Below are 1317 nucleotides of genomic sequence, written 5' to 3'. Positions count from 1 at the left end.
AGACGGATCTCCTGGCCACGCTGCGGCTGGTGCGGCAGGTCGTGCCCCACATGGTGCGGGAGGGCCGTGGGCGCGTCGTCCTCGTCGGATCCCTGGCGGGAGTGGTCGGGGTTCGGGCGGAGGCCGTGTACTCGGCGGCGAAGGCGGCGCTGGGAGCCTTCTCCGAAGCCCTGCGGTACGAACTGCGCGGCACCGGGGTGGGGCTCAGCCATGTGGTGCCGGGCGTCGTCGACACGCCCTTCTTCGAACGGCGCGGGGCCCCCTACCGCCGGTCGACGCCCCGGCCGGTTCCGCCCGAACGCGTCGCGGACGCCGTGTGGACCGCGGTCTCCCGGGGGCGGGACGAGATCTACGTCCCGGGGTGGCTGCGTCTTCCGGCCCGCGTGCACGGAGCCGCACCGGCCCTGTTCCGGCGCCTGTCGTCCGTGTTCGGGTGACGGCGGTCCGGGGTGCTCACGGTCGTCCTCGCCCTGCTCGCCGCGCTGTCGAACGCTTCGGCCTCGGTGCTCCAGCGGCGGGCGGCGGCGGACGAGCCGGAGGGCGACACCGGGCCGCGGCAGGACGCGCGGTGGCTGCTCCGCGTGCTGCGGCGGCCCGCCTGGGTGGCCGGCGCCGGCCTGCTCGCCCTGTCCACCCTGTTCCAGGCCTGGGCCCTGAGCCTGGGCGGCCTCGCCCTCGTCCAGCCGCTGCTGGCCACCGAGTTGCTCTTCACGCTGGCGGTCGGCGCCGTCGTCTTCCGGCGGCGGCCTGCGTCCAGGACCTGCCTGGCGTTCCTCGCCCTGGCCGCCGGGCTCGCACTGTTCCTGACGGCGGCCTCTCCCACCGCCGGACGGACCACGGCCCACGAGGGACGGTGGCTGCCGACCGCACTGGCGGTCACGGTGGTCACGGCCGGTCTGGCGCTGACCGCCCGCACGGTACGCGGGGCGCCGCGCGCCGCCCTGCTGGGACTGGCGTCGGCGGTGTGCTTCGCCGCTACCGCTGCGCTCCTCAAGGAGACGACCGGAAAGCTCGGAGACGGGCTCGGCGCCCTGATGTCCACCTGGTCCCCGTACGCGACGCTCGTCGTCGGGACCGTCGCCTTCCTGGTGCTCCAGTACGCGCTGCGGGCCGGGACGTTGGCCGCCTCCCAGCCCGCGCTGACCCTGGGCGACGCGCTGACCAGCGTGGCCCTGGGGTGGGTGCTGTTCGGTGAGCGGATCGCGCTCGGGGCCCGTGTGGCGCCCGCGCTGGTGGGCGTGCTGCTCATGGGCGCCGGCAGTGTCGGGCTGGCGCGGGCCCTCCCGGCGGCCGGAGGCTGGGACACGGGGGCGGGTG

General features: G+C 76.2%; 2 protein-coding genes. Both read left to right on the top strand.

The genetic code is table 11. The annotated features are described in order from the left end of the window. Positions 1–437, top strand: a 437-nt coding sequence (locus tag ACOV8S_RS07555; RefSeq protein WP_448316867.1) for an SDR family NAD(P)-dependent oxidoreductase, incomplete at its 5' end; no start/stop codon positions are given. 12 nt (positions 438–449) lie between these two features. After that, a partial coding sequence (locus ACOV8S_RS07550) for a DMT family transporter (RefSeq protein ID WP_448316865.1) occupies positions 450–1317 on the top strand: 868 nt, incomplete at its 3' end.

It is taken from the genome of Streptomyces sp. CO7, assembly GCF_053474865.1.
The sequence above is the reverse complement of the archived record's forward strand: the minus strand, read 5'-3'. Positions and strand labels throughout refer to the sequence as shown.